Here is a 21256-nt window from a genome sequence, read left to right on the forward strand (position 1 = left end):
GCGGTCCCGTCCGGTCCAGACATGCCATTGCCATCGTCCGCGCGTGCGTTGAAGAAGCCTCGTCTCGATGACGAGGTGCGCTTTCTCAGATCGTGGATCGAAAAGCCGCTCCACATGGGCGCAGTGATGCCGTCGGGCAAGCTGCTGGCCCGGACCATGGCGCATTACGTCGACGTCAACTCGGACGCCCCTGTGGTTGAGCTCGGCCCCGGTACCGGCGCCATCACCTCGGCCCTGGTCGAACGTGGCGTCGACCAGAAGCGTCTCGTCCTCGTCGAGTACAATCCCGGCTTCTGCGCGCTGCTGCGCGACCGCTATCCGCAGGCCAAGGTCGTGCAGGGCGATGCCTATCGCCTGCGCGACACGCTCTGGAACGTGCTGAGCGCGCCGGCATCCGCCGTCGTCTCCGGCCTGCCGCTGGTCACCAAACCGATGCTGACGCGGTTGCGGCTCATTCGCGACGCTTTCACGGCGCTCGCGCCCGGCGCGCCCTTCGTCCAGTTCACCTATGCGGTGGTGCCGCCGATCCCGAAATCGCTGCCCGGCGTGTCCACAGAGGCTTCGGAACGGATCTGGATGAACCTTCCGCCGGCCCGCGTCTGGGTGTATCGCAAGGATTAATTCCGCCGGCATTCCTCTTTGCGCGGCGGGCTCGTTTCGCCGAACGCATGGAAGCGGATGTCCGCACCCAAAATCCTGGTCATTCCCGGCTCGCTACGCACCGGCTCGCACAATGCGAAGCTGGCCGCGCTCGCCGCCTATGAATTCGCCCAGGCCGGCGTCGACGTCACCCGCATCTCGCTCGCCGATTTTCCGCTGCCGATCTACGACGGCGACCTCCAGGCCAAGTCGGGCGTGCCCAAGCACGCGATCAATCTCAAGCGCATGATCGGCGCGCATCATGGCGTGCTGATCGTTTCGCCCGAATACAATGCCTCGGTGCCGCCGCTGCTGAAGAACGCGATCGACTGGGTCAGCCGCGTGCATGAGCTGCACGAGGCGCGCGGCGAGGTGTTCCGCAACCGCGCCTTCGCGCTCGCCGGCGCCTCGCAGAGCCGGCTCGGCGCCGCCCGCGCGCTCCAGGCGTTGCGGCTGATCCTGACCTCCTGCCACGCCAATGTGATTGCCAGCCAGCTCACGCTCGCCTTTGCCGGAGAGGCCTATGACGATATGGACAGGCTGAAGAACGAGGGCGATATCGCCGCGTTGAAGGAGCTGGTAGCGCAGTTGATCGACATTTCCCAACGCATGATGTGAGGTGACATGACGCCAGCCGAGATCGCCCCGAAGGACCGCCTGATCGTTGCGCTCGATCTGCCGAGCGTTGATGCCGCGGAGGCGATGATCGCAAGGCTCGGCGACAGCGTCACGTTCTACAAGATCGGCTATCGCCTCGCCTATGCCGGCGGCTTGCCGCTCGTTGCGAGGCTCGCGGACAAGGGCAAGAAGGTCTTTCTCGATCTCAAGCTGCACGACATCGGCAACACCGTGGCGCAAGGCGTCGAGAGCATCACCAGGCTGGGCGCGACCTTCCTCACCGTGCACGCTTATCCGCAGACCATGAAGGGCGCCGTCGAAGGCCGCGGCGGCTCGAACCTGAAGATCCTCGCCGTCACCGTCCTGACCTCCTACAACGAGGACGATCTGCACGCGGCGGGTTTCCGGCTCGGCGTCGCCGAGCTCGTCGAAGCGCGCGCGCAGCAGGCGCAGGTGCTTGGCATCGACGGGCTGGTGTCGTCGCCCGAGGAGGTGGGCGCCTTGCGCAAGATCGTCGGCCACCAGATGAGCCTCGTCACGCCCGGCATCCGGCCGGCGGGCTCGGCAAGTGGCGATCAGAAACGCATCATGACGCCGGGCCGCGCGATCACCGCGGGCGCCGATTATCTCGTCGTCGGGCGCCCGGTGGTGGAAGCCGCCGAGCCCAAGGCGATCGCAGACGCCATCCAGGCCGAGATCGGGCAGGCGCTGGGAGCATGATCCGGACCCGAAGGGCCGCGTTAGCGCAAAGTGTGCAGCGGTTTTCCATCGCGACAAACGCGGAACGCGTTTGCGCGGAGATCATGCTCAAATAGAGACAACAACAAGGGAGAAGAACAATGGCAAAAGGCTACTGGATCGGGCGCGTCGATGTGAACAGTGACGAGGGCTACAAGCCTTATGCCGTCGCCAACGGCGCGATCTTCAAGAAATGGGGCGGCCGCTTCGTCGTCCGCGGCGGCAAGTTCACCACCGTCGAAGGTGCCAGCCGCACCCGCAACGTCGTGATCGAATTCCCGGACTACGAGACCGCGATCGCCTGCTACAACTCACCGGAATACCAGGCCAACATCAAGGTGCGCCAGCCGCACTCGGTCGCCGACCTCATCATCATCGAGGGCTATGACGGCGCACAGCCGTCGGACGGCTGACAGGGGCCGTCGTTCCGGGGCGCCCAAAGGGCGAACCCGGAATCTCGAGATTCCGGGTTCGATGCTGCGCATCGCCCCGGAATGACGGTGGTGTCCCCCTCGGTTGCCGGAACTGCGTCCCCCCGCTACAACGGCCCCGAAGAGGATCACACCATGTCCGACATGCGCTTGATTGTTGCTGGAGCCGGCGGCCGGATGGGCCGGGCGCTGACGCGCGCGATTGCCGAGAGCAAAGGCGCGGTGCTGGCGGGCGCGCTGGAGGCGCCGGGCTCCGAGATGCTCGGCAAGGATGCCGGCGTGCTCGCGGGCCTGCCGGCCAATGGCATCAAGCTCTCGGCCGATCTCTGGGCGATGTCGAAGGAGGCCGACGGCATCCTCGATTTCACCGTGCCGGCCGCGACCATCGCCAACGTCGCGATCGCCGCCGAGCGCGGCATTGTGCATGTCATCGGGACGACCGGGCTTTCGGGTTCCGACAACGCCGTGATCAAGAGCGTCACCAATCGCGCGGTCGTGGTGCAGTCCGGCAATATGAGCCTGGGCGTCAATCTGCTTGCCGCGGTGGTCAAGCGCGTCGCCAAGGCGCTCGACCAGAGCTTCGACATCGAGATCGTCGAAACCCATCACCGCATGAAGATCGATGCGCCCTCCGGCACCGCGCTGATGCTGGGCCAGGCCGCGGCGGCCGGCCGCGGCATCTCGCTCGACGAGCATGCGGACCGTGGCCGTGACGGCATCACCGGGGCACGTAAGCCCGGCAACATCGGCTTCGCCTCCTTGCGCGGCGGCACCGCGGCCGGCGACCACAGCGTCAGCTTCCTCGGCCCGTTCGAGCGCCTGACGCTGTCGCATCAGGCCGAGGACCGCATGCTGTTCGCGCATGGCGCGCTGAAGGCGGCACTGTGGGCGCATGGCAAGAAGCCGGGGCACTACTCCATGGCCGACGTGCTCGGCCTCGCCGATATCTGAACGAAAGAAAGCAACGGAAAGCAGTCAATGAGCGAACGTCTTCTCGTGCTCGTCCGCCACGGCCAGAGCGAATGGAATCTGAAGAACCTGTTCACGGGGTGGAAGGATCCTGATCTCACCGAGCAGGGCGTCGCCGAGGCCAGGGAAGCCGGCCGCAAGCTGAAGGCGCAGGGGCTCGTGTTCGACGTCGCCTACACGTCGGTGCTGACGCGTGCGCAGCACACGCTCGACCTCATCCTCGGCGAGCTCGGCCAGAAGGGTCTGCCCACGGAGAAGAACCTCGCGCTGAACGAGCGCGACTATGGCGACCTCTCCGGCCTCAACAAGGACGACGCCCGCAAGAAATGGGGCGAGGACCAGGTCCTGATCTGGCGCCGCTCCTACGACGTGCCGCCGCCCGGCGGCGAAAGCCTGAAGGATACGCTGGCGCGTGCGCTGCCCTATTACGTGCAGGAGATTTTGCCCAGCGTGCTCAACGGCAAGCGCACGCTGGTCGCCGCCCACGGCAACTCGCTGCGCGCCCTGATCATGGTGCTGGAAAAGCTGTCGCCGGAAGGCATCCTGAAGCGCGAGCTCGCGACGGGTGTGCCGATCATCTACCGCCTGAATGCGGATTCGACCGTGGCCTCGAAGCTGGATCTGGCGGGGTAACAGACGCCGTCATTCCGGGGCGCCCGAAGGGTGAACCCGGAATCTCGAGGTTCTCAGGCGCGCAGTTGCGCACCATAGTTCGATGCCTTGCATCGCCCCGGAACGACATCAGACAATCACTGCATCCCCAGCTGCCCAGCTTCCCACCCGAGCATCGCCTGCTTGCGGGTGATGCCCCAGTGATAGCCGGTGAGCGTGCCGCTCTTGCCGAGTGCGCGGTGGCAGGGCACGACGAACGACACCGGGTTCTTGCCGACCGCAGCGCCGACGGCGCGTGAAGCCTTCGGGCTGTTGATGTTGCAGGCGATGTCGGAATAGGACACCGCGCGGCCCATCGGGATCTTCAAGAGCGTTTCCCAGACCCGCACCTCGAAATCGGTGCCGATCATCACCACGCGCAATGGCTGGTCCGGCCGCCACAGCTTCGTGTCGAAGATGCGCTGGGCGAGCGGCGCTGTGCCTTCGTGATCCTCGACGTAAGTTGCGTTCCGCCAGCGCCGCGTCATGTCGGCGAGCGCCGCCTTCTCTTCGCCGGGATCGGCGAAGGCGAGCCCCGACAATCCGCGATCGGTCGCGATCACGATGGCCGTGCCGAAGGGCGAGGCATGGAAGCCGTAGCGCAGGGTGAGGCCCGCGCCGCCATTCTTCCATTCACCCGGCGACATCGCCTCGTGGGTGACGAAGAGATCGTGCAGCCGGCCCGGCCCCGACAGGCCGGAGTCGAGCGCGGCGTCGAGCACGCTCGCGGAATCCCGCAGCAGGCCCTTGGCGTGGTCGAGCGTCAGCGCCTGCATGAAAGCCTTCGGCGTGATCGAGGCCCAGCGGCGGAACAGATGGTGCAGCTCATCGGGCGTGACGCCGGCCGCATCCGCCATCGCCTCGATGGTCGGCTGCGCGCGCCAGTTCTCCGAGATGAAGGCGATCGCCCGGCGCACCGAGTCATAGTCGCGCAGCGCGGCGTTCTGGTGGCCCGGCTTGGTCAGGCGCTGGTCATGTATGGCGAGTGTCATCATGACCGGAAATGTAGGAGAGGGGAGGGTGCGAAACCACCCGATTTCCGACGTGAACTCAGCGAATGGGGTTGAAGGTCGGTCCGCGCTTGGCGGCGTTCAGCGCCTCAACCAAGCCATTGTAAAAGCTTGTTTTTTCTTCAGGTCCCAAAAACCCGGCGAGCTGGAGCCGGCGGCCGCGCGAGATCAGGTAGAGGTGTTCGAGGCCAAAATCCTCGTCGATCTCCAGGTCGAGCCGGACCCAGAGCGGATTGAACGTCCATTCGGCGACCTGGCCGCGATGGCTGACGCGCCGCACCCGCAGTTCCGAGGGCGTGACCACGATCTCCTCGCTGGCCCGCGCGGCGCGGAAATTGACCTTGAAGGCCCACCAGATCACCAGCACGTCGAGGCCGAAGAAGCCGAGCACCGGCCACGCGCCCATCATCAGGAAGACGAGGCCGGTGACGAAGCTGACGGCGCTCAGGAACAGCATCACGGCGAGGAAGCCGGTGCGGTTCAGCGAGCGGTGCGGCGTCAGCAGCGCCGAGAAGATTTGAGCTTCGCTCTGATCTTCAGAGTCCCTGCGCTCAATTTCGTTGCCTGTGCTCATCGTCCCTCAGTATATCCCGATCATGGCGAAAATCACCCGCAAGCCGGTCCCGCGCAAAGCAGCTGTGCCTAAGAAAAAAGCAAAGGCGGCTGTGGCGAAGCCGAAGGCCCCCGCGAAGAAATCGCTCAAAGCGATGAAACCTTGGACGCCCGCCGAGATCCGCGAGGTCTTCAGCCGTTTCCGCAAGGCCAACCCGGAGCCGAAGGGCGAGCTCGAGCACGTCAATCCGTTCACGCTGCTGGTCGCCGTGGTGCTGTCGGCGCAGGCCACCGACGCCGGCGTCAACAAGGCGACGCGCGCATTGTTCGAGGTCGCCGATACGCCGCAGAAGATGCTCGACCTCGGCGAGGAGTCCTTGCGCGAATACATCAAGACCATCGGCCTCTATCGCACCAAGGCGAAGAATGTCATTGCGCTGTCGGCCAAGGTGCTCAGCGAGTTCGGCGGCGAGGTGCCGCGCACGCGCGCCGAGATCGAGTCGTTGCCGGGCGCCGGGCGCAAGACCGCCAACGTCGTGCTCAACATGGCCTTTGGCGAACACACCATGGCGGTGGATACGCATGTCTTCCGCGTCGGCAACCGCACCGGGCTCGCGCCCGGCAAGACGCCGCTGGAAGTCGAGCTCGGTCTCGAAAAGGTGATCCCGGCCGAATTCATGCTGCATGCCCATCATTGGCTGATCCTGCACGGCCGCTATACTTGCCTCGCGCGCAAGCCGCGCTGCGAGGTATGCCTGATCAACGATCTCTGCCGATGGCCGGAGAAGACGGTGTGAGGCATTAGCTATCGTCTGTCATTCCGGGGCGATGCGCAGCATCGAACCCGGAATCTCGAGATTCCGGGTCTGGTCCTTCGGACCATCCCGGAATGACAGTGGTGAGATTCGCATTCGGGCAAAGTGGCTTTGGGGGCATACCGTGAGTCAGCAGGAACAAGCCTCGTCGCCACCACCTGCCGCCACACCCGCCCCGCCGCCCAAGCCTACACAGCGGCCAGCGAGCTCGCTGTGGAGCCGGTTCGCGATCCCGCTGTTTGCCGTGATCGTCGCGCTCGCTTTCGTCGCGCTGGCGACGCTGCGCTTCGACGAATGGGTCGGCAACGCGGTGATCCAGACCACCAATGACGCCTATGTGCGCTCCGAGCTGACGCGGCTGGCGAGCCGTGTCTCCGGCGAGGTGCTGACCGTAGGGGTGACCGACTTCCAGCGCGTCAAGGCCGGCGACCTCCTGATTCAGATCGATCCGGCGGACTATGAGGCGCAGGTCGCGCAGTCCGAAGCCGCGGTCGCCGCCGCGCAAGCCACGCTCGACAATCTGGCCAACCAGGTCGAGCTGCAATATGCGACGATCGCGCAGGCGCAAGCCGCGCGGCTGTCGGCCGAAGCCATTGAGGTCGAGGCGCGGCAGGAGCAGGAGCGTCAGCAATCACTGTCGCAGACCGAGTCCGGCACGCGGCAGCGGTTCGAGCAGGCGGTCGCCGCCTACGCCAAGGCGCAGGCCGACGTGCGCGCCAGCCGCGCCGTGATCGCCGCCCAGCAGCATCAGCTCGAAGTCCTGCAAGGCACCAGGAAACAGCGCGCCGCCGATCTCGACGCCACCAAGGCGTCGCTGGCGAGTGCGAGGCTGAAGCTCGGCTACACGACGATATCGGCGCCGTTCGACGGCGTCGTCGGCGAGCGCCAGGTGCAGCCCGGCGACTACGTCAATATCGGCACCAACCTCATCAACGTGGTGCCGCTGCCGAAGGTCTATGTGATCGCGAACTACAAGGAGACCCAGCTCACGCACGTCGCACCGGGCCAGCCGGTCGAGATCACCGTCGACAGTTTTCCGCGCGAGAAGCTGCGCGGCCGGGTCGAGCGGATCGCGCCGGCGACCGGCGCGCAGGTCGCGCTGCTGCCGCCTGATAACGCCACCGGCAATTTCACGAAAGTGGTGCAGCGCATTCCCGTGCGGATTCAACTCGACGACAACCAGCAGCTAACGGCACGGCTCGTGCCCGGCATGTCGGTCGTCACCAGCATCAACACCGCGGGCGCGAATGGCGGGAAATGACGATTCCGATCGCGGACCGCTCTCGCGCGGCGGCGTCGCGCCACAGCCCATGTTCGCCGTGGCGGCGGTGCTGCTCGGCTCGTTCCTCGCCAATTTCGACAGCCGTCTCACCACGGTCGGACTGCCCGACCTGCGCGGCGCGTTTTCGCTCAGCTTCGACGAAGGCGCCTGGCTCTCCACCGCCGGCATCGGCTCGCAGATCTTCATCGCGCCCGCGGTGGCGTGGCTCGCGACGGCGTTCGGGCTCAGGCGCGTGCTCGGGATCCCCAGCCTGGTCTACGCCGCGGTCTCGCTGATCATTCCCTTCGTGCACGATTATCCGACGCTGATTGCGCTCAGTGTCGTGCATGGTCTGCTGCTCGGTACCTTCGTACCGGCGACGCTGATGATCGTGTTCCGCAACCTGCCGATCCGCTGGTGGCTGCCGGCGATCTCGATCTACTCGATCCGCGTCGGCTTTGCGTTGGACACGTCGAGCTCGCTGGTCGGCTTCTACGTCGACCATCTCGGCTGGCAATGGTTGTACTGGCAGGGTGTCGTGATCGCGCCGCTGATGGGCCTGATGGTCTATCTGGGCACACCGAGCGAGCCGGTGAACCGCGCGCTGCTGCGCGACGCCGATTGGGGCGGCATGCTGCTGCTCGGCGCCTCGGTCTCGATGATCTATGCCGGGCTCGACCAGGGCAACCGGCTGGACTGGCTGGGCTCCGGCACGGTGATGGCGCTGCTCGCCGCCGGCGCGGTGCTGTTCGCAGGCTTCCTCGTCAACGAGTCGCTGGTGCGCCAACCCTGGGCGCATGTGAACGTGCTGTTCTCGCGCAATATCGGGCTGTCGCTGGTGGTGATCCTGCTCTACACGCTGACTTCCCTTTCCAATTCATCGCTGGTGCCGAACTTCCTCGGTAATGTTGGCCTGCTCCGGCCGGAGCAGAGCGGTCTGCTGCTGTTGACCTACGGCGCGCTGCCGATGTTCGTGCTGGTGCCGATTTCGATCTGGCTGCTGCGTCATTTCGATGCGCGCGTGGTGACGGTGCTGGGCTTTGCCTGCTTTGCCGCCGCCAACCTCTGGGGCACCCAGCTCACCCATGACTGGGCGCGCGAAGATTTCATCGGCATCGTGCTGCTGCAATCGGTCGGACAGTCGACGACGCTGTTGCCGATCATCATCATGGCGCTGTCGAACTCCGATCCGAGCCGCGCCACGTCGTTCGCCGCCTATATCCAGATCATGCGGCTCGGCGGCGCCGAGATCGGCGTGGCGCTGATGGGGACCTGGCTGCGCGTCCGCGAGCAGGTCCATTCCTTCTATCTCGGTCAGAACCTCGGCGTCGGCGACGTCGATGTGGTGCGGACGCTGAAACAGCTCGCCGACCATTTCGCCGCCCATGGCGCCGGCCTGGCCCAGGCGCGCGCGGTGGGGACGCTCGCAAGTTTCGTCCAGCGCGAGGCCAATGTGCTCGCCTATATCGACGGCTTCTGGCTCTGCTTCTGGCTGGCGATGGCTGCGCTCGGCGTCGTCGCGCTGATCACCCGCGCCCCGCCGGGCCCGTTCACGCCGGCGCCGTTCGGCTTCGCCAAGATGCTGCTGCGCAAATGCGGGGCGCAGGTGACTTAAGTCCAGCGTCACCGCATCTGCCGCGCCGGCTCGATCAGCTCCGGCCGCGGGCCGGAGAGCCGCTTGTGCATGTGGACCATGAAGGCCATGCCGAAGATCGGCGTCGCCAGGTTGACGATCGGAATCGAGACGAAGGCCGCGATGATCAGGCCAGCGGCGAAGACGGTCGCGGCATTGTCGCGCCGCATCGCCTTGGCTTCCTTCGGCGAGCGGAAGCGCATCGCAGCGAGCTCGAAATATTCGCGTCCCAGCAGCCAGGCGGTGGCGAGGAAGAAGATCAGGAAACCGGCGCCGGCCAGCAGCACGAAGGGCAGCGCGATCAGATAGACCAGGATGGTCAGCAAGGCGGTCTTGACGCCCTCGTAGATCGCCTGGCTGAAGGGCAGCGCCACGCCCGGCCGTTCGGCGGGATAGTGTTCGCGCTCGACATGGTCGGCGACATCGTCGACGAACAGGCTCGCCACCAGCGAGGTGATCGCCGGCATCAGAAACACGGCCCCGAACACGACGCCAAGTCCCGCCGCGATCGAGACGATCCAGGCCAGGACCTCGAGCGAGGTGTGCCAGCCGGGACCGAGCAGGCCCTCGAGCCACACCTCGCCATAGGTCGCAAACCAGCTGAGCAGCCGCTGCAATCCGATCGCCAGCACGGTGATCAGCACGAGCGCAAGCCCGATCGATCGCCACAGGATCGATCGCATCGGCGGCGAGATCATTTGCGACAGCGCCTTCACGGCGGCATCCAGCATGGGAGTTCCTCTCACGAAAACCACCCGCGAGAGGTAGACACCCCGGGCCGCTTCGGCAAGGGACGCTGACCCGCCAGCCCCTGCGGCTTACCGCTCCGCGGCGATACTGGCCCAGCAGGTGATGGCGCTACAGACCGTGCTCCAGCGGCCGAACCCCTTGTAGATCTGGGCGGCGACCTGCTCCTGCTGCTTCAGCGTGCCCTCGGCCTTGATCTGCGGGTCGGAGACGTTGCGGATCGCGAGCCAGCGCGGCGCCTTCTCGCCCATCTCCTGGGCCACGAGGCCAAGGATGGCGTCGCCCATCTCGGAGACGTCGCCGAGTCCCTGGAGATGGAAATGATTGTCCGAGGTGTCGAAGCCGAAGAAGTCGGTGGTGACCACGGAGGAGGACAGCCCGCTCGGCTTCACGACGAAGATCTTCGGCGCCCTGGTATTGTCCTTCGGCAATTGCCCGGCATTGGCCTTGAACAGCGTCTTGGCCTGCGCGAATTTTTTCGACACGGCGGGCCTGCTCGAAAAGTGTTCCTGCGCGAAGGGCTGCTTCTTGAATTTCGACAGGCAGTCGAAGCGCACGATCGGGCTGACGACGACGTCGCCGACCTCGAATGCCTTGCCGATACCGCCGGCGGTGCCCGTGGTGATGACCAGCGTCGGCTGCACCTCGGTGATGATCTGGCGCCAGACGTCGATGTTCGGCAATCGCGGACCGTCCTGCGACATGTGCGAGTCGGATTTGAAGATCACGCATTTCTTCTTGCCGATCGTTGTGGTCCAGTAGGTACCGAGACGCTTCAGTTCCTTGGCCGGGCAGCCGTTGCGCATCTTCTTGGAGATGGCGGCGTAGTTATGCGTATAGGGCACGTAATCGTTGCGTGAATCCTTGCCCGGCGTCAGCACGCGGCTGAGCGCGTGGCCCTCGTCGACGGTCCAGGTCACGACCAGCACGTCGGCGCGCGGCAGCGGTCCCTTGCCATTGCCTTTCGGCTTCGGCCCGGTCTGCGGCGCGAGTCCCTTTGGCCAGGGAATGTCGGTGAAGCGCGACAGCCCGGTCGAGGTCGAGAAGGCCATGAACGCGCGGCCCTCGGCCGATTCGGAATCGAAATCGATGATCTCGCGCCGAAAGTCTTCCGCGGTGACCTTTGCGGTCTTCTTCGCCGCGGCATCCTTCACGCGTTTCACCACGAAGGTCTCGGGCGGGGGCGGTGTCGTGATCGGATCGAAACCAAGATTTCTCTCAACCCATTTGCGGTCGGCTAACATCGCATCGTCTCCGTCAATTTGATTTTGACAAATGTCTTCCATCGGTCGGCCAGTCGGGCCGACGGGTGCAATCCTAGATCGAATTCATTGGCGTCGAATGGGTCGGAGCTATTGACCGAATCGAGGCCGGTTCGGGTCGCAGACAATTTCTCCTGTCAAACAACAGTTATTCTGAAAAAAATTTGCGCAATGTCTGAACCAAGTGGCGACTGAGATTACACCTATAGTTGAGGTGCGACAATCTGCCTTCCAATCACAAACGGAGGAAGTCATGGCAAGCTCGACTAAGCGAGTTGCGCTGGTGAACAGCGCGAGGAAATTGCCGAAGGGGGCCAAGCTCGTCGGCGCGGCCGATCCCGGCCGAGCTCGAAGGTATCGTGGTCGGTGTGCATGGCCTCGACAACCGCCCGGTGGCGCAGCCGCACTTCCGGCGCAAGATGGCGAAGACGGGTGCGACGGCGCGTGCCGCACAGGGCGGCAGCTTCTCGGTCGAACAGATCGCAGAGCTCTACAACTTCCCGGGCGGCGAGACCGGCGCCGGCCAGTGCATCGCCATCATCGAGCTCAACGACATCGATCAGAAGGGCCATCCCACGGGCGCCGGCTACAAGACCTCCGACCTGCGCACCTTCTTCAAGAAGGCGGGCATCCCGATGCCGCAGATCGCGCCCGCGAGCGTCGACGGCGGCGCCAACAAGCCGGGTCATTCCGAGGCCGACGGCGAGGTCGTGCTCGACATCGAGGTGGCCGGCGCCATCGCGCCGGGCGCCAGGATCGTGGTCTATTTCGCGCCCAACACCACCAACGGCTTCATCGACGCGGTGAAAGCCGCCGTCCACGACGCCGCGCGAAAACCCTCGGTGATCTCGATCAGCTGGGGCGGACCGGAAGACGAGGACGGCTCGCAGCAATTCGTCGACGGCCTCAACGAGGCGATCCGCGATGCCGCCGCGATGGGCGTCACCGTCTGCGTCGCCTCCGGCGACAATGGCTCGGCCGATATGGGCGAGGATTGGGACGGCAAGCCGCACGCCGACTTCCCGGCCTCGAGCCCCTTTGCGCTGGCCTGCGGTGGCACCAACCTGAAGGCGCCGAACGGTCACATCCAGGAGGTGGTCTGGAACGGCGGGACGCAGGGTGGCGCGGGCGGCGGCGGCGTCAGCGTGGTGTTTCCGCGGCCGGCCTACCAGGCCCATGCCCACGTCCCGAAGTCGCCGTCGCACTCGGTCGGGCGCGGTGTTCCTGACGTCGCCGGCGACGCCGATCCGGCGACCGGCTACCAGATCTTCCTCAACGGCGTCGGCACCACGATCGGCGGCACCAGCGCGGTGGCACCGCTGATGGCCGGATTGATCGCCCGCATCAACGAGGCCACGACCAAGAAATTCGGCAAGACGGTCGGCTTCATCAACCCGCTGATCTACGCCTCGCACGCGCAAGGCGTGTTCCGCGACATCACGGTCGGCAACAACGACATCACCGGCGATTTGCACGGCATGTACAAGGCCGGCCCCGGCTGGGACGCCTGCTCCGGCCTCGGCGTCCCCAATGGCGCCGCGTTGCAGAATTTGCTCGCGGCCTGATTGATCCTCTCCCTCTCCCCGTCCTGACGGGGAGAGGGCTGGGGTGAGGGGCTATTCCGCGGAAATGGTGAAAGCTGTTCGTCCGCTCTCTCCCCGTCATTGCGAGCGCAGCGAAGCAATGACGAACGCGGAGCGAGACACGGGCTACACCGCGTCCAGCGGTTTGCCGCGCACGTTCGGACCGAACAGCGCCATCGCGATCACCACGATCAGCATGGCCGCGGTGATCAGGCCGAACACGCCGGTGACGCCGCCCTCCTTCAGCATGTAGGCGACGATGAAGCCCGAGAACGTCGCGCTTAGCCGGCTCATCGAATAGACGAGGCCGGATGCACGTGCCCGGATCTGGGTCGGAAACACCTCGGTCTGATAGGCGTGATAGGCGTAGGACATCGTGGTGTTGCAGGCCGTCAGCAGCACGCCGCAGACGATCAGCAGCGCCGGCTCGGTCAGTTGCGCGAACGCCATGCCGAAGACGATGATGGCGACGCAGGCGCCGGCGATGATCCAGCGCCGCTCGAATTTGTCGGCGAAGCTCGAAGCGAGCAGCGGCGCGATCGGATAGGCGAAGGCGACGATGAAGGAATATTGCAGGCTCTTGGTGACGTTGATGCCCTTCTCGACCAGCAGCGTCGGCACCCAATTGGCGAAGCCGTAGAAGCCGAAGGCCTGGCAGAGGTTGAACACCATGAACAGGACCACGAGCGAGAGATAGGGCGGGCGGAACAGGTCGGCGAAGCTGACATTCGTGGTCGATCGCACCGCCTGGCGCGCAGGCGACGTCGCGGGCCGCGACCCGGCGCCGCCGCTGGCGGCCTCCAGCGTCGTTAGGATGCGAAGCGCCTCCTCGTTGCGGCCGTGCCGCGCCAGCCAGAGCGGGCTTTCGGGCAGGAACAGCCTGAGCACCCAGATGATCATGCTGGCGGCGGCGCCGATCAGCACCACCCAGCGCCAGCCCTCGACACCGTAAGGCGCGAGCGGCACCAGCCACCAGGCGAGGAATGCGACGACGGGGACGGCGACGAACATGATCGACTGGTTCACCGCAAAGGCGCGCCCGCGCATCCGGCTTGGCACGAGCTCAGTGATGTAGGCGTCGATGGTGATGACCTCGACGCCGATGCCGATGCCGGCGAGGAAACGCCAGAACAGCAGACCTTCCGGAGAGGTCTGGCAGGCCATGATCACGGAGGCCGCGGTGTAGCCGAGCAGCGCATAGGTGAAGATCGCGCGCCGGCCGAAGCGGTCGGCGAGGAAGCCGAGGAAGAAGGTGCCGACGAACAGGCCGGCAAAGGTCGCGGCGACGAAGGCGCCGATGCCGGCGAAGCCGAAGAACGCCTGCGTCGTCGTGCTCAAAAGTCCGCTGCGGCTCAGGCCCGGCGCGATATAGCCGGTGAGGAACAGATCGTAGATCTCGAAGCAGCCGCCGAGCGAGAGCAGGATGACGAGGCGCCAGACATAGGGCGACCCCGGCATCGCCTCGAGCCGCCGCGAGATCTCGTCCGGCACGGACGGCGCAGCGCCGAGCTCGAAGCCTGTGTCGATGCCGACAACGCTCATGGTGTCCTCCCCGAGGTGCGCGGATCGCACGCGGTTCCCGGCGGCTCATCTGTGTTGCGTGTCGTGACCTCTGCCGGATCGCGCCATGTTGGCCGGTCAAGGGCGGAAATCCAGAAGAACATATCGATGGGAGCGTTCGAGATTTTCGAACTCGGCTAATGAGAGGCAGGACAGCCGCTCGGCGAACTCGGTCACCTCTCCCGCTTGCGGGAGAGGTCGGCGCGCAGCGCCGGGTGAGGGTTCTCTCCGCAACGGGACAATTCCGATGCGGAGATACCCTCACCCCAACCCTCTCCCGCAAGCGGGAGAGGGAGCGCACCGTTGCTCACCCCACCAGCTCCGCCTGCCAGCCACCGCTGCGCACCTGCTCGGCGATGAATGCGAGCATCAGGCGACGCATCTCTTCCATGGCGTAGGTCATCGGGCGGTTGCGAAGCCGGCAGAGGTAGAGCGTGCGGGTCAGCTTCGGCTCGATCACCTTGCGTGCGATCAGCCGGCCGGCCGCGAGCTCCTCCCGCGCGAACAGCTTTGTCGCGATGGTGCAGCCGAGCCCTTCCACCAGCGCGCCGGTCATGCCGGTGATCGAGTTGGCGTGCAGGATGGCGCCGCCCTCCAGCCGCTTGAGCAGGACGGGATCGTCCAGCAGCGCGCGCGAGGACAGGCCAAGACCGTAGCGAAGCAGGATCAGCGGCATCCGGCTCAGCTCCTCGAACCGGATCGGGGCCTTGCCCTTGCCGACCAGTTTTGGAATGCCGACCAGGAACATCTCCTCTTCGAGCACGGGCTCCGTAATCAGCTCCTTCTCCGACGGCGGATTGTAGACCAGCGCCAGATCGACATTGGAGACCATCAGGTGCATCAGCGTCGCGCCCGACAGGCTCTCGGTGAGCGACAATTTGAGCTTCGGATATTTGGTCAGCACCGTGCGCATCAGTTCGACACCGATCGCCTTGACGCCGGAATTGGCCATGCCGATCGAGATCTCGCCGGCGATGACGCGGGCGCCCTCGCGCACCTCGGTCTCGGCCTCCGCCATCGCGCGCAGGATGATGCGTGCGTGCTCATAGAGCCTTTCGCCGGCCGCCGTCGGTTCCATGCCGCGCGACTTGCGCTCGAACAGCGGCGTTGCGAACTCGGCCTCCAGGTTCGAGATATGATGGCTGAGCGCGGACTGCGCGACGTTCACCTGGTCGGCCGCGCGCGACAGGTTCCGCTGCTCGTAGACGGCGATGAAATAGCGGAGCTGGCGTGAATCCATGGGCGATCAAGCGTTCTAGAACTGCGAAGGCAATCTTCGACAGATTATATTTTTCAGAAGGCTTGTGAAGGCCTAGTCTCCCGGTTGGACGAACAGGGAGTGACGCATGACTGAGGCCGGATTGCCGCTCGAAGGCGTGCGGATCGTCGAGATGACCCACATGGTCATGGGTCCGACCTGCGGCATGATCCTCGCGCAGCTCGGTGCCGAGGTGATCAAGGTCGAGCCGCCGTCCGGCGACAAGACGCGGAGCCTTGGCGGCATGGGAACGGCGTTCTTCCCGCTGTTCAATCGCGGCAAGCGCAGCGTCGTGCTGGATTTCGAGAAGCCTGGGGATCGCGACAGCATGCACCGTCTGCTCGCGACGGCCGATGTGTTCCTGGAAAACTTTCGCGATGGCCAGCTGGAGAAGCAGGGGTTAGGTGCCGAGGAATTGCGCCGCCGGCATCCGCATCTGATCATCGCCGGCCACAAGGGCTTTCTGTCCGGCCCCTACGAGCATCGCCCCGCGCTCGACGAGGTCGTGCAGATGATGTCGGGGCTCGCGGCCATGACCGGCACCAAGGAGAAGCCGCAGCGCGTCGGCTCCTCCGCCAACGACATCATGGGCGGCATGTTCGGCGTGATCGCGATTCTCGCCGCGCTCTATCAGAAGCGCGGAGGCAAGCGCGACGGCGCCGACATTCGCATCGGCCTGTTCGAGAACTGCCTGTTCCTGGTCGCCCAGCACATGGTCGAATACGAGATGACCGGCAACAAGCCGCGTTCGATGCCCGAGCGCGAGCACGCCTGGCCAATCTACGACATTTTCGATGCCGCGGACGGCGAGCGCATTTTCATCGGCGTCGTGACCGAGGGGCACTGGCAAAGCTTCTGCCGGGAGTTCGGCCTGACCGAGTTTCTCGAAGATCCCGCCTTGCGCACCACGACCGACCGTATCCTGGCGCGGCCGCGAATCCTTCCGCGCGTCGCCGAGATCATCCGGCAGCGGAACGTGGCAGAGCTGTCGCAGAAGCTCGACGCGCTCAACATCTGCTTTTCGCCGATCAACCGGCCCGAGGATCTCCTCACCGATCCCCATGTGCTGCGCCCGGGCGGGCTCGTCAGCAATTTCACGGCCGACGGTAAGCCGTTCCATGTGCCGGCTCTGCCGGTCGAGTGGAACGGCAGCCATCTCGGTGAAGGCCTGAAGGTCGCACCGCTCGGCGCCGACACATCGGCGGTTCGTGCCGAGATCGACAAGGATGACATCGCGTCAAAAGCCGCTGGGAGGCCTGCATGAGCCGGATCGAGACGATTTACCCCTCAGATCGCGTCAGCCTGCGCGAGGTGGGCCTGCGCGACGGGCTCCAGCTCGTGAAGAAATTTCCGTCAACCGAGGCCAAGCAGCGCTGGGTACGCGAGGAATATGCCGCCGGCGTGCGGCACTTCGAGGTCGGATCGTTCCTGCCGGCCAAGACCTTCCCGCAATTCGTCGACGTGCGCGATGTCATCGGGGCGGTCGCGAACCTGCCGGGCGCTCATGGAATCGCGCTTGCACTCAACGAGCGCGGCGTCAACGAAGCCCTCGAATCCGGTGTTGGCGAAATCGCGTCGGTGGTCTCGGCCACGGAAGAGCACAGCCAGGCCAACGCCCATCGCTCGCGCGACTCCGCGATCGCCAATGTCAGGCGGCTCTGCGAGATGCGCGACGCCAGCTCCCACAAGCCGCTCGTGAATGCCGCGATCTCGATGGCGCTGGGCTGCTCGATCACCGGCGCGGTTGATCCGGCCGAGGTCTTGCGGCTGGTCGACAAATGCCTTGAGGCCGGCGTCGATTTCGTCGCGATCGCCGACACCGTCGGCTACGCGGGCCCGAAGCAGGTCGCCGAGCTGTCGCGCGCCGCGGTCAAGCTCGCAGGACAAAAGCCGATCTGCATCCACCTCCACGACACCCGCGGCATGGGCATCGCCAACGCCGCGGCTGCACTGGACGAGGGCGTGCGCATTCTCGACGGATCGCTCGGCGGCCTCGGCGGCTGCCCCTTCGCGCCCGGCGCGACCGGCAATGTCGTGTTCGAGGATCTCGTGTTCCTGTGCGAGAGCAAGGGATTTGCGACGGGGATCGACCTGGAGAAGCTGGTCGGTGTGCGCAGGATCTTGCGCGACGAGATGCCGAACGAAACGCTGTATGGCGGCGTCGCGCGGGCGGGCCTGCCGTGCGGGACGGTGGCGAAAGCGGCGTGAGCTTTTTTTCCTTCTCCCCTTGTGGGAGAAGGTGGCGCGAAGCGCCGGATGAGGGGTTTGTCTCCGCGAGCTCGAAGAGGAGTAGTCGCTGAGACATACCCCTCACCCGTCTCGCCGCTTCGCGGCGAGCCACCCTCTCCCACAAGGGGAGAGGGAGACGCACCGTCTATGCGACGGACTTACTCATGCCTGTGCCCGTGCTTCCGCGCCTTCGCCGGCTTGCCTTCGCCCGTCGGAATCATCACCACGCGCCCATAGCGCACGCCGCGTTCGGCGATGATGTGGTCGGCGAAATGCCTGACCTCGTCGGCCGCGCCGCGCAGTGCCGTCATCTCCATGCAATTGTTGTCGTCGAGATGGACGTGCAGCGTCGCCAGCGCGAGGTCGTGGTGGCCGTGGAATTCCTGCACCAGGCGTTTCGAGAGATCGCGGGCGGCGTGGTCGTAGACATAGACGAGACCGGCGACGCAGGGGCCGGTCTGCGCCGTGTCCTCTGAGGTCTGTTGCAGGCCGGCCCGCGCGAGGTCGCGGATGATCTCGGAGCGGTTCTGGTAGCCGCGCGCCGCCGCCGCGGCGTCGATCTCCGCCAGCAGATCGTCCTCGATCGTGATCGTAATTCGCTGCATCAGGTCCTCTCCGCGCGTATCGCTCCTCTTACCTCGCCCCGCTTGCGGGGAGAGGTCGGAATTCAAGCCTAGCTTGAATTCCGGGTGAGGGGGACTCTCCGCGAGTCCGTCTCTTGCCGGCTGCGTGGTAGCAGCCCCTCACCCCAACCCTCTCAGCGCGAGCGAAGCTCGTCGCGGCCCCGTAAGAACGGGGAGAGGGAGTACGCCCTCACAGCCGGGTCGCACGAAGCCGCAGCGCATTGCCGACGACGCTCACCGAGGACAGCGCCATCGCCGCCGCGGCGATGATCGGCGACAGCAGGACGCCGAAGTTCGGATAGAGGATGCCGGCCGCGATCGGAATGCCGGCGGCGTTGTAGATGAAGGCGAAGAACAGGTTCTGGCGGATGTTGCTCATCGTCGCCTGAGACAGTTTTCGCGCTCGCACGATGCCGGTGAGATCGCCTTTGAGCAGGGTCACGCCGGCGCTCTCCATTGCCACATCGGTGCCGGTGCCCATGGCGATGCCGACTTCGGCGGCCGCTAGTGCCGGGGCGTCGTTGACGCCGTCGCCGGCCATCGCGACGCTGCGGCCGGCCTTTTGCAGCTTTGTCACCACCGCGCTCTTCTGGTCCGGCAGCACCTCGGCTTCGACCTCGGCGATGCCGAGCCGGCGCGCCACCGCTTGCGCCGTGGTGCGGTTGTCACCGGTCAGCATGATCACCTTGATGCCCTCGGCGGCGAGGGCCTTCAGCGCCTCCGGCGTCGAGGCCTTGACCGGATCGGCGATCGCAAACAGGCCGGCGAGCCGGCCGTCGACGGCCATGTTGATCACCGTCGCGCCATCGCCGCGCAGCCGTTCGGCCTCGGTGTCGAGGGCCTTGGTGTCGATCCCGATCGACGACAGGTATCGTGCGTTGCCGAGCACGATGGTCTTGCCGTCGACCTTGCCCGTCGCGCCCTTGCCTGTCGGCGAATCGAACGCCTCGACCTGGCCGAGTGTGAGCTGCTTCTCCTTGGCCGCGCGCACGATAGCGTCGGCCAGCGGATGTTCGCTGGCGCGCTCGACGCTGGCCGCCCAGCGGAGAATGTCGTCGTCGGCAAAGCCGGAAGCCGGCACGATCGCGACGACCTTGGGCTTGCCCTCGGTCAGCGTGCCGGTCTTGTCGACCACCAGCGTGTCGATCTTCTCCATCCGCTCCAGCGATTCCGCGTTCTTGATCAGGACGCCGGCCTGCGCGCCGCGGCCGACGCCGACCATGATCGACATCGGGGTCGCGAGCCCCAGCGCACAGGGGCAGGCGATGATCAGCACGCTGACGGCGGCGACCAGCCCGAAGGCCAGCCGCGGCTCCGGCCCGAACCAGGCCCAGGCCGCGAAGGCGGCGAGGGCGACGACGATGACGGCCGGCACGAACCAGCCGGCGACCTGATCGGCCAGGCGCTGGATCGGCGCGCGCGAGCGCTGCGCATCGGCGACCATCTGCACGATCTGCGACAGCAGCGTCTCCCGCCCGACCTTGTCGGCGCGCATGATGAAGCTGCCGGACTGGTTGAGCGTGCCGGCGATGACTTTTGCACCGGTTTCCTTGGTGACCGGCATGGATTCGCCGGTCACAAGCGACTCGTCGAGCGAGGAACGCCCCTCCAGGATGACGCCGTCGACCGGCACCTTCTCGCCGGGGCGAACGCGCAAATGCTCGCCGGCATGGAGCGTATCGATCTCGACCTCGTGCTCGCTGCCGTCAGCCTCGACGCGGCGCGCGGTCTTCGGGGCGAGCTGCAACAGCGCCTTGATCGCGCCCGACGTCGCATCGCGGGCGCGCAGCTCCAGCACCTGGCCGAGCAGCACCAGCACGGTGATGACGGCAGCCGCCTCGAAATAGATGGCCACCGCGCCGCCATGGCTGCGGAAGGTGTCCGGGAAGATCTGCGGCACGACCGTGCCGAGGACGCTGTAAATGTAAGCGACGCCGGTGCCCATCGCGATCAGCGTGAACATGTTGAGGTTGCGGGTGACCAGCGACTGCCAGCCGCGGACGAAGAACGGCCAGCCGGCCCACAGCACCACGGGCGTGGCGAAGACGAGCTGGATCCAGTTCGAGAGCGTCTGGTCGATCCAGTTGTGCGGGCCGGCGAGATGGCCGCCCATCTCCAGCACCACGGCCGGCAGCGCCAGCACGCCGCCGATCCAGAACCGCCGCGTCATGTCGGCGAGTTCGGGATTGGGGCCGGCCTCCAGGCTCGCGACCTCCGGCTCCAGCGCCATGCCGCAGATCGGGCAGCTGCCGGGTCCGACCTGGCGGATCTGCGGGTGCATCGGGCAGGTGTAGATCGTGCCCGCCGGCATCTCCGGCTCGCTCGCCTTCTCCTTGGCGAGGTATTTTGCGGGATCGGCGGCGAATTTGGTGCGGCATCCGGCCGAGCAGAAATGGAAGGTCTCGCCGTGATGGTCGAACCGGTGCTTCGAGGTCGCGGGGTCGACCGTCATGCCGCAGACGGGGTCGAGGACTTTCGTCGCGGCGTTGCCTTGGTCATGGGCATGATGATGGGCGTGGCCGGCATGATCGCCGTGTCCGCCGCAGCATGAAGCTGCCGCAGGCTTTTCGTTCGGCGGCGTCGCCGCCTTGCTCGAACAGCCGCATCCGGTGTGACCGTCCGCGTCGTGATGATGCTTGTGCTCGGCGTCGCTCATTTCCATGCTCCGGCTTTGTGC

At 65.8% G+C, this 21256-nt stretch carries 20 protein-coding genes; 12 read left to right on the forward strand and 8 right to left on the reverse strand.

Annotation, left to right across the window (positions count from 1 at the left end):
- Positions 1–21 precede the first annotated feature (21 nt).
- The 6 genes from BJA_RS03440 to BJA_RS03465 all read left to right on the forward strand — a co-directional run bounded on the left by BJA_RS03440 (position 22) and on the right by BJA_RS03465 (position 4028).
- Positions 22–621 carry a class I SAM-dependent methyltransferase gene (locus tag BJA_RS03440; RefSeq protein ID WP_007598495.1) on the forward strand — a complete coding sequence of 200 codons (600 nt, stop codon included), beginning with the start codon at positions 22–24 and terminating at the stop codon, positions 619–621.
- A gap of 57 nt (positions 622–678) precedes the next feature.
- Complete coding sequence (locus BJA_RS03445; RefSeq protein ID WP_011083508.1) at positions 679–1257, forward strand: NADPH-dependent FMN reductase; 579 nt, start codon at positions 679–681, stop codon at positions 1255–1257.
- Positions 1258–1263: 6 nt separating this feature from the next.
- The gene (gene pyrF / locus BJA_RS03450) at positions 1264–1977 is read left to right on the forward strand and encodes an orotidine-5'-phosphate decarboxylase (RefSeq protein WP_011083509.1); all 714 of its coding nucleotides are present in this window, start codon (positions 1264–1266) and stop codon (positions 1975–1977) included.
- Positions 1978–2096: 119 nt separating this feature from the next.
- Complete coding sequence (locus tag BJA_RS03455) at positions 2097–2408, forward strand: DUF1330 domain-containing protein (protein ID WP_011083510.1); 312 nt, start codon at positions 2097–2099, stop codon at positions 2406–2408.
- Positions 2409–2561: 153 nt separating this feature from the next.
- Positions 2562–3377 (forward strand): 4-hydroxy-tetrahydrodipicolinate reductase, encoded by an 816-nt coding sequence (gene dapB, locus BJA_RS03460; RefSeq protein ID WP_038965144.1) that lies wholly within the window; start codon positions 2562–2564, stop codon positions 3375–3377.
- 27 nt (positions 3378–3404) lie between these two features.
- Positions 3405–4028 (forward strand): 2,3-bisphosphoglycerate-dependent phosphoglycerate mutase, encoded by a 624-nt coding sequence (locus tag BJA_RS03465; RefSeq protein WP_011083512.1) that lies wholly within the window; start codon positions 3405–3407, stop codon positions 4026–4028.
- A 116-nt stretch (positions 4029–4144) separates the two neighbouring features.
- Here the strand turns inward: BJA_RS03465 and BJA_RS03470 are convergent, their stop codons facing one another.
- Both BJA_RS03470 and BJA_RS03475 read right to left on the reverse strand, forming a co-directional pair.
- A complete protein-coding gene (locus BJA_RS03470) occupies positions 4145–5041 on the reverse strand; it encodes a methylated-DNA--[protein]-cysteine S-methyltransferase (RefSeq protein ID WP_011083513.1) in 897 nt (298 codons plus the stop codon).
- 55 nt (positions 5042–5096) lie between these two features.
- Complete coding sequence (locus BJA_RS03475) at positions 5097–5630, reverse strand: DUF2244 domain-containing protein (protein ID WP_011083514.1); 534 nt, start codon at positions 5628–5630, stop codon at positions 5097–5099.
- A 22-nt stretch (positions 5631–5652) separates the two neighbouring features.
- Between BJA_RS03475 and nth the strand changes: the two genes are divergently transcribed.
- The 3 genes from nth to BJA_RS03490 all read left to right on the forward strand — a co-directional run bounded on the left by nth (position 5653) and on the right by BJA_RS03490 (position 9299).
- A complete protein-coding gene (nth, locus tag BJA_RS03480) occupies positions 5653–6405 on the forward strand; it encodes an endonuclease III (protein WP_038965134.1) in 753 nt (250 codons plus the stop codon).
- A 142-nt stretch (positions 6406–6547) separates the two neighbouring features.
- On the forward strand, positions 6548–7684 hold the full coding sequence (locus BJA_RS03485; RefSeq protein ID WP_038965135.1) for an HlyD family secretion protein: 1137 nt from the start codon (positions 6548–6550) through the stop codon (positions 7682–7684).
- Positions 7671–9299, forward strand: coding sequence for an MFS transporter (locus BJA_RS03490; RefSeq protein WP_011083517.1), 1629 nt, complete (start codon positions 7671–7673; stop codon positions 9297–9299). The genes BJA_RS03485 and BJA_RS03490 overlap by 14 nt, the downstream gene beginning before the upstream one ends.
- A gap of 8 nt (positions 9300–9307) precedes the next feature.
- On the opposite strand, the gene BJA_RS03495 is transcribed toward BJA_RS03490, so the two are convergent.
- Positions 9308–10048, reverse strand: coding sequence for a sulfate transporter family protein (locus tag BJA_RS03495; RefSeq protein ID WP_011083518.1), 741 nt, complete (start codon positions 10046–10048; stop codon positions 9308–9310).
- A gap of 87 nt (positions 10049–10135) precedes the next feature.
- Positions 10136–11308 (reverse strand): hypothetical protein, encoded by a 1173-nt coding sequence (locus BJA_RS03500; protein WP_038965136.1) that lies wholly within the window; start codon positions 11306–11308, stop codon positions 10136–10138.
- A 377-nt stretch (positions 11309–11685) separates the two neighbouring features.
- On the opposite strand from BJA_RS03500, the gene BJA_RS03505 reads away from it, so the two are divergent.
- Positions 11686–12891, forward strand: coding sequence for a S53 family peptidase (locus BJA_RS03505; protein ID WP_011083520.1), 1206 nt, complete (start codon positions 11686–11688; stop codon positions 12889–12891).
- 144 nt (positions 12892–13035) lie between these two features.
- Here the strand turns inward: BJA_RS03505 and BJA_RS03510 are convergent, their stop codons facing one another.
- Positions 13036–14451, reverse strand: a complete 1416-nt coding sequence (locus BJA_RS03510; RefSeq protein WP_038965138.1) for an MFS transporter — start codon at positions 14449–14451, stop codon at positions 13036–13038.
- 325 nt (positions 14452–14776) lie between these two features.
- Positions 14777–15709: a LysR family transcriptional regulator gene (locus tag BJA_RS03515; protein ID WP_011083522.1), complete on the reverse strand. Its 933-nt coding sequence runs from the start codon at positions 15707–15709 to the stop codon at positions 14777–14779.
- A gap of 106 nt (positions 15710–15815) precedes the next feature.
- Here BJA_RS03515 and BJA_RS03520 point away from each other — a divergent pair, with 106 nt between their 5' ends.
- On the forward strand, positions 15816–16991 hold the full coding sequence (locus BJA_RS03520) for a CoA transferase (protein ID WP_011083523.1): 1176 nt from the start codon (positions 15816–15818) through the stop codon (positions 16989–16991).
- Positions 16988–17935 carry a hydroxymethylglutaryl-CoA lyase gene (locus BJA_RS03525; RefSeq protein WP_011083524.1) on the forward strand — a complete coding sequence of 316 codons (948 nt, stop codon included), beginning with the start codon at positions 16988–16990 and terminating at the stop codon, positions 17933–17935. The genes BJA_RS03520 and BJA_RS03525 overlap by 4 nt, the downstream gene beginning before the upstream one ends.
- Positions 17936–18114: 179 nt before the next feature.
- Here BJA_RS03525 and nikR read toward each other — a convergent pair whose 3' ends face one another.
- Positions 18115–18561, reverse strand: a complete 447-nt coding sequence (gene nikR / locus BJA_RS03530) for a nickel-responsive transcriptional regulator NikR (protein ID WP_011083525.1) — start codon at positions 18559–18561, stop codon at positions 18115–18117.
- Between the two features lie 208 nt (positions 18562–18769).
- Positions 18770–21235 (reverse strand): heavy metal translocating P-type ATPase, encoded by a 2466-nt coding sequence (locus tag BJA_RS03535; RefSeq protein ID WP_063921601.1) that lies wholly within the window; start codon positions 21233–21235, stop codon positions 18770–18772.
- Between the last annotated feature and the right edge of the window lie 21 nt (positions 21236–21256).

Source organism: Bradyrhizobium diazoefficiens USDA 110 (assembly GCF_000011365.1).
In the GTDB taxonomy this organism is placed as follows: domain Bacteria; phylum Pseudomonadota; class Alphaproteobacteria; order Rhizobiales; family Xanthobacteraceae; genus Bradyrhizobium; species Bradyrhizobium diazoefficiens.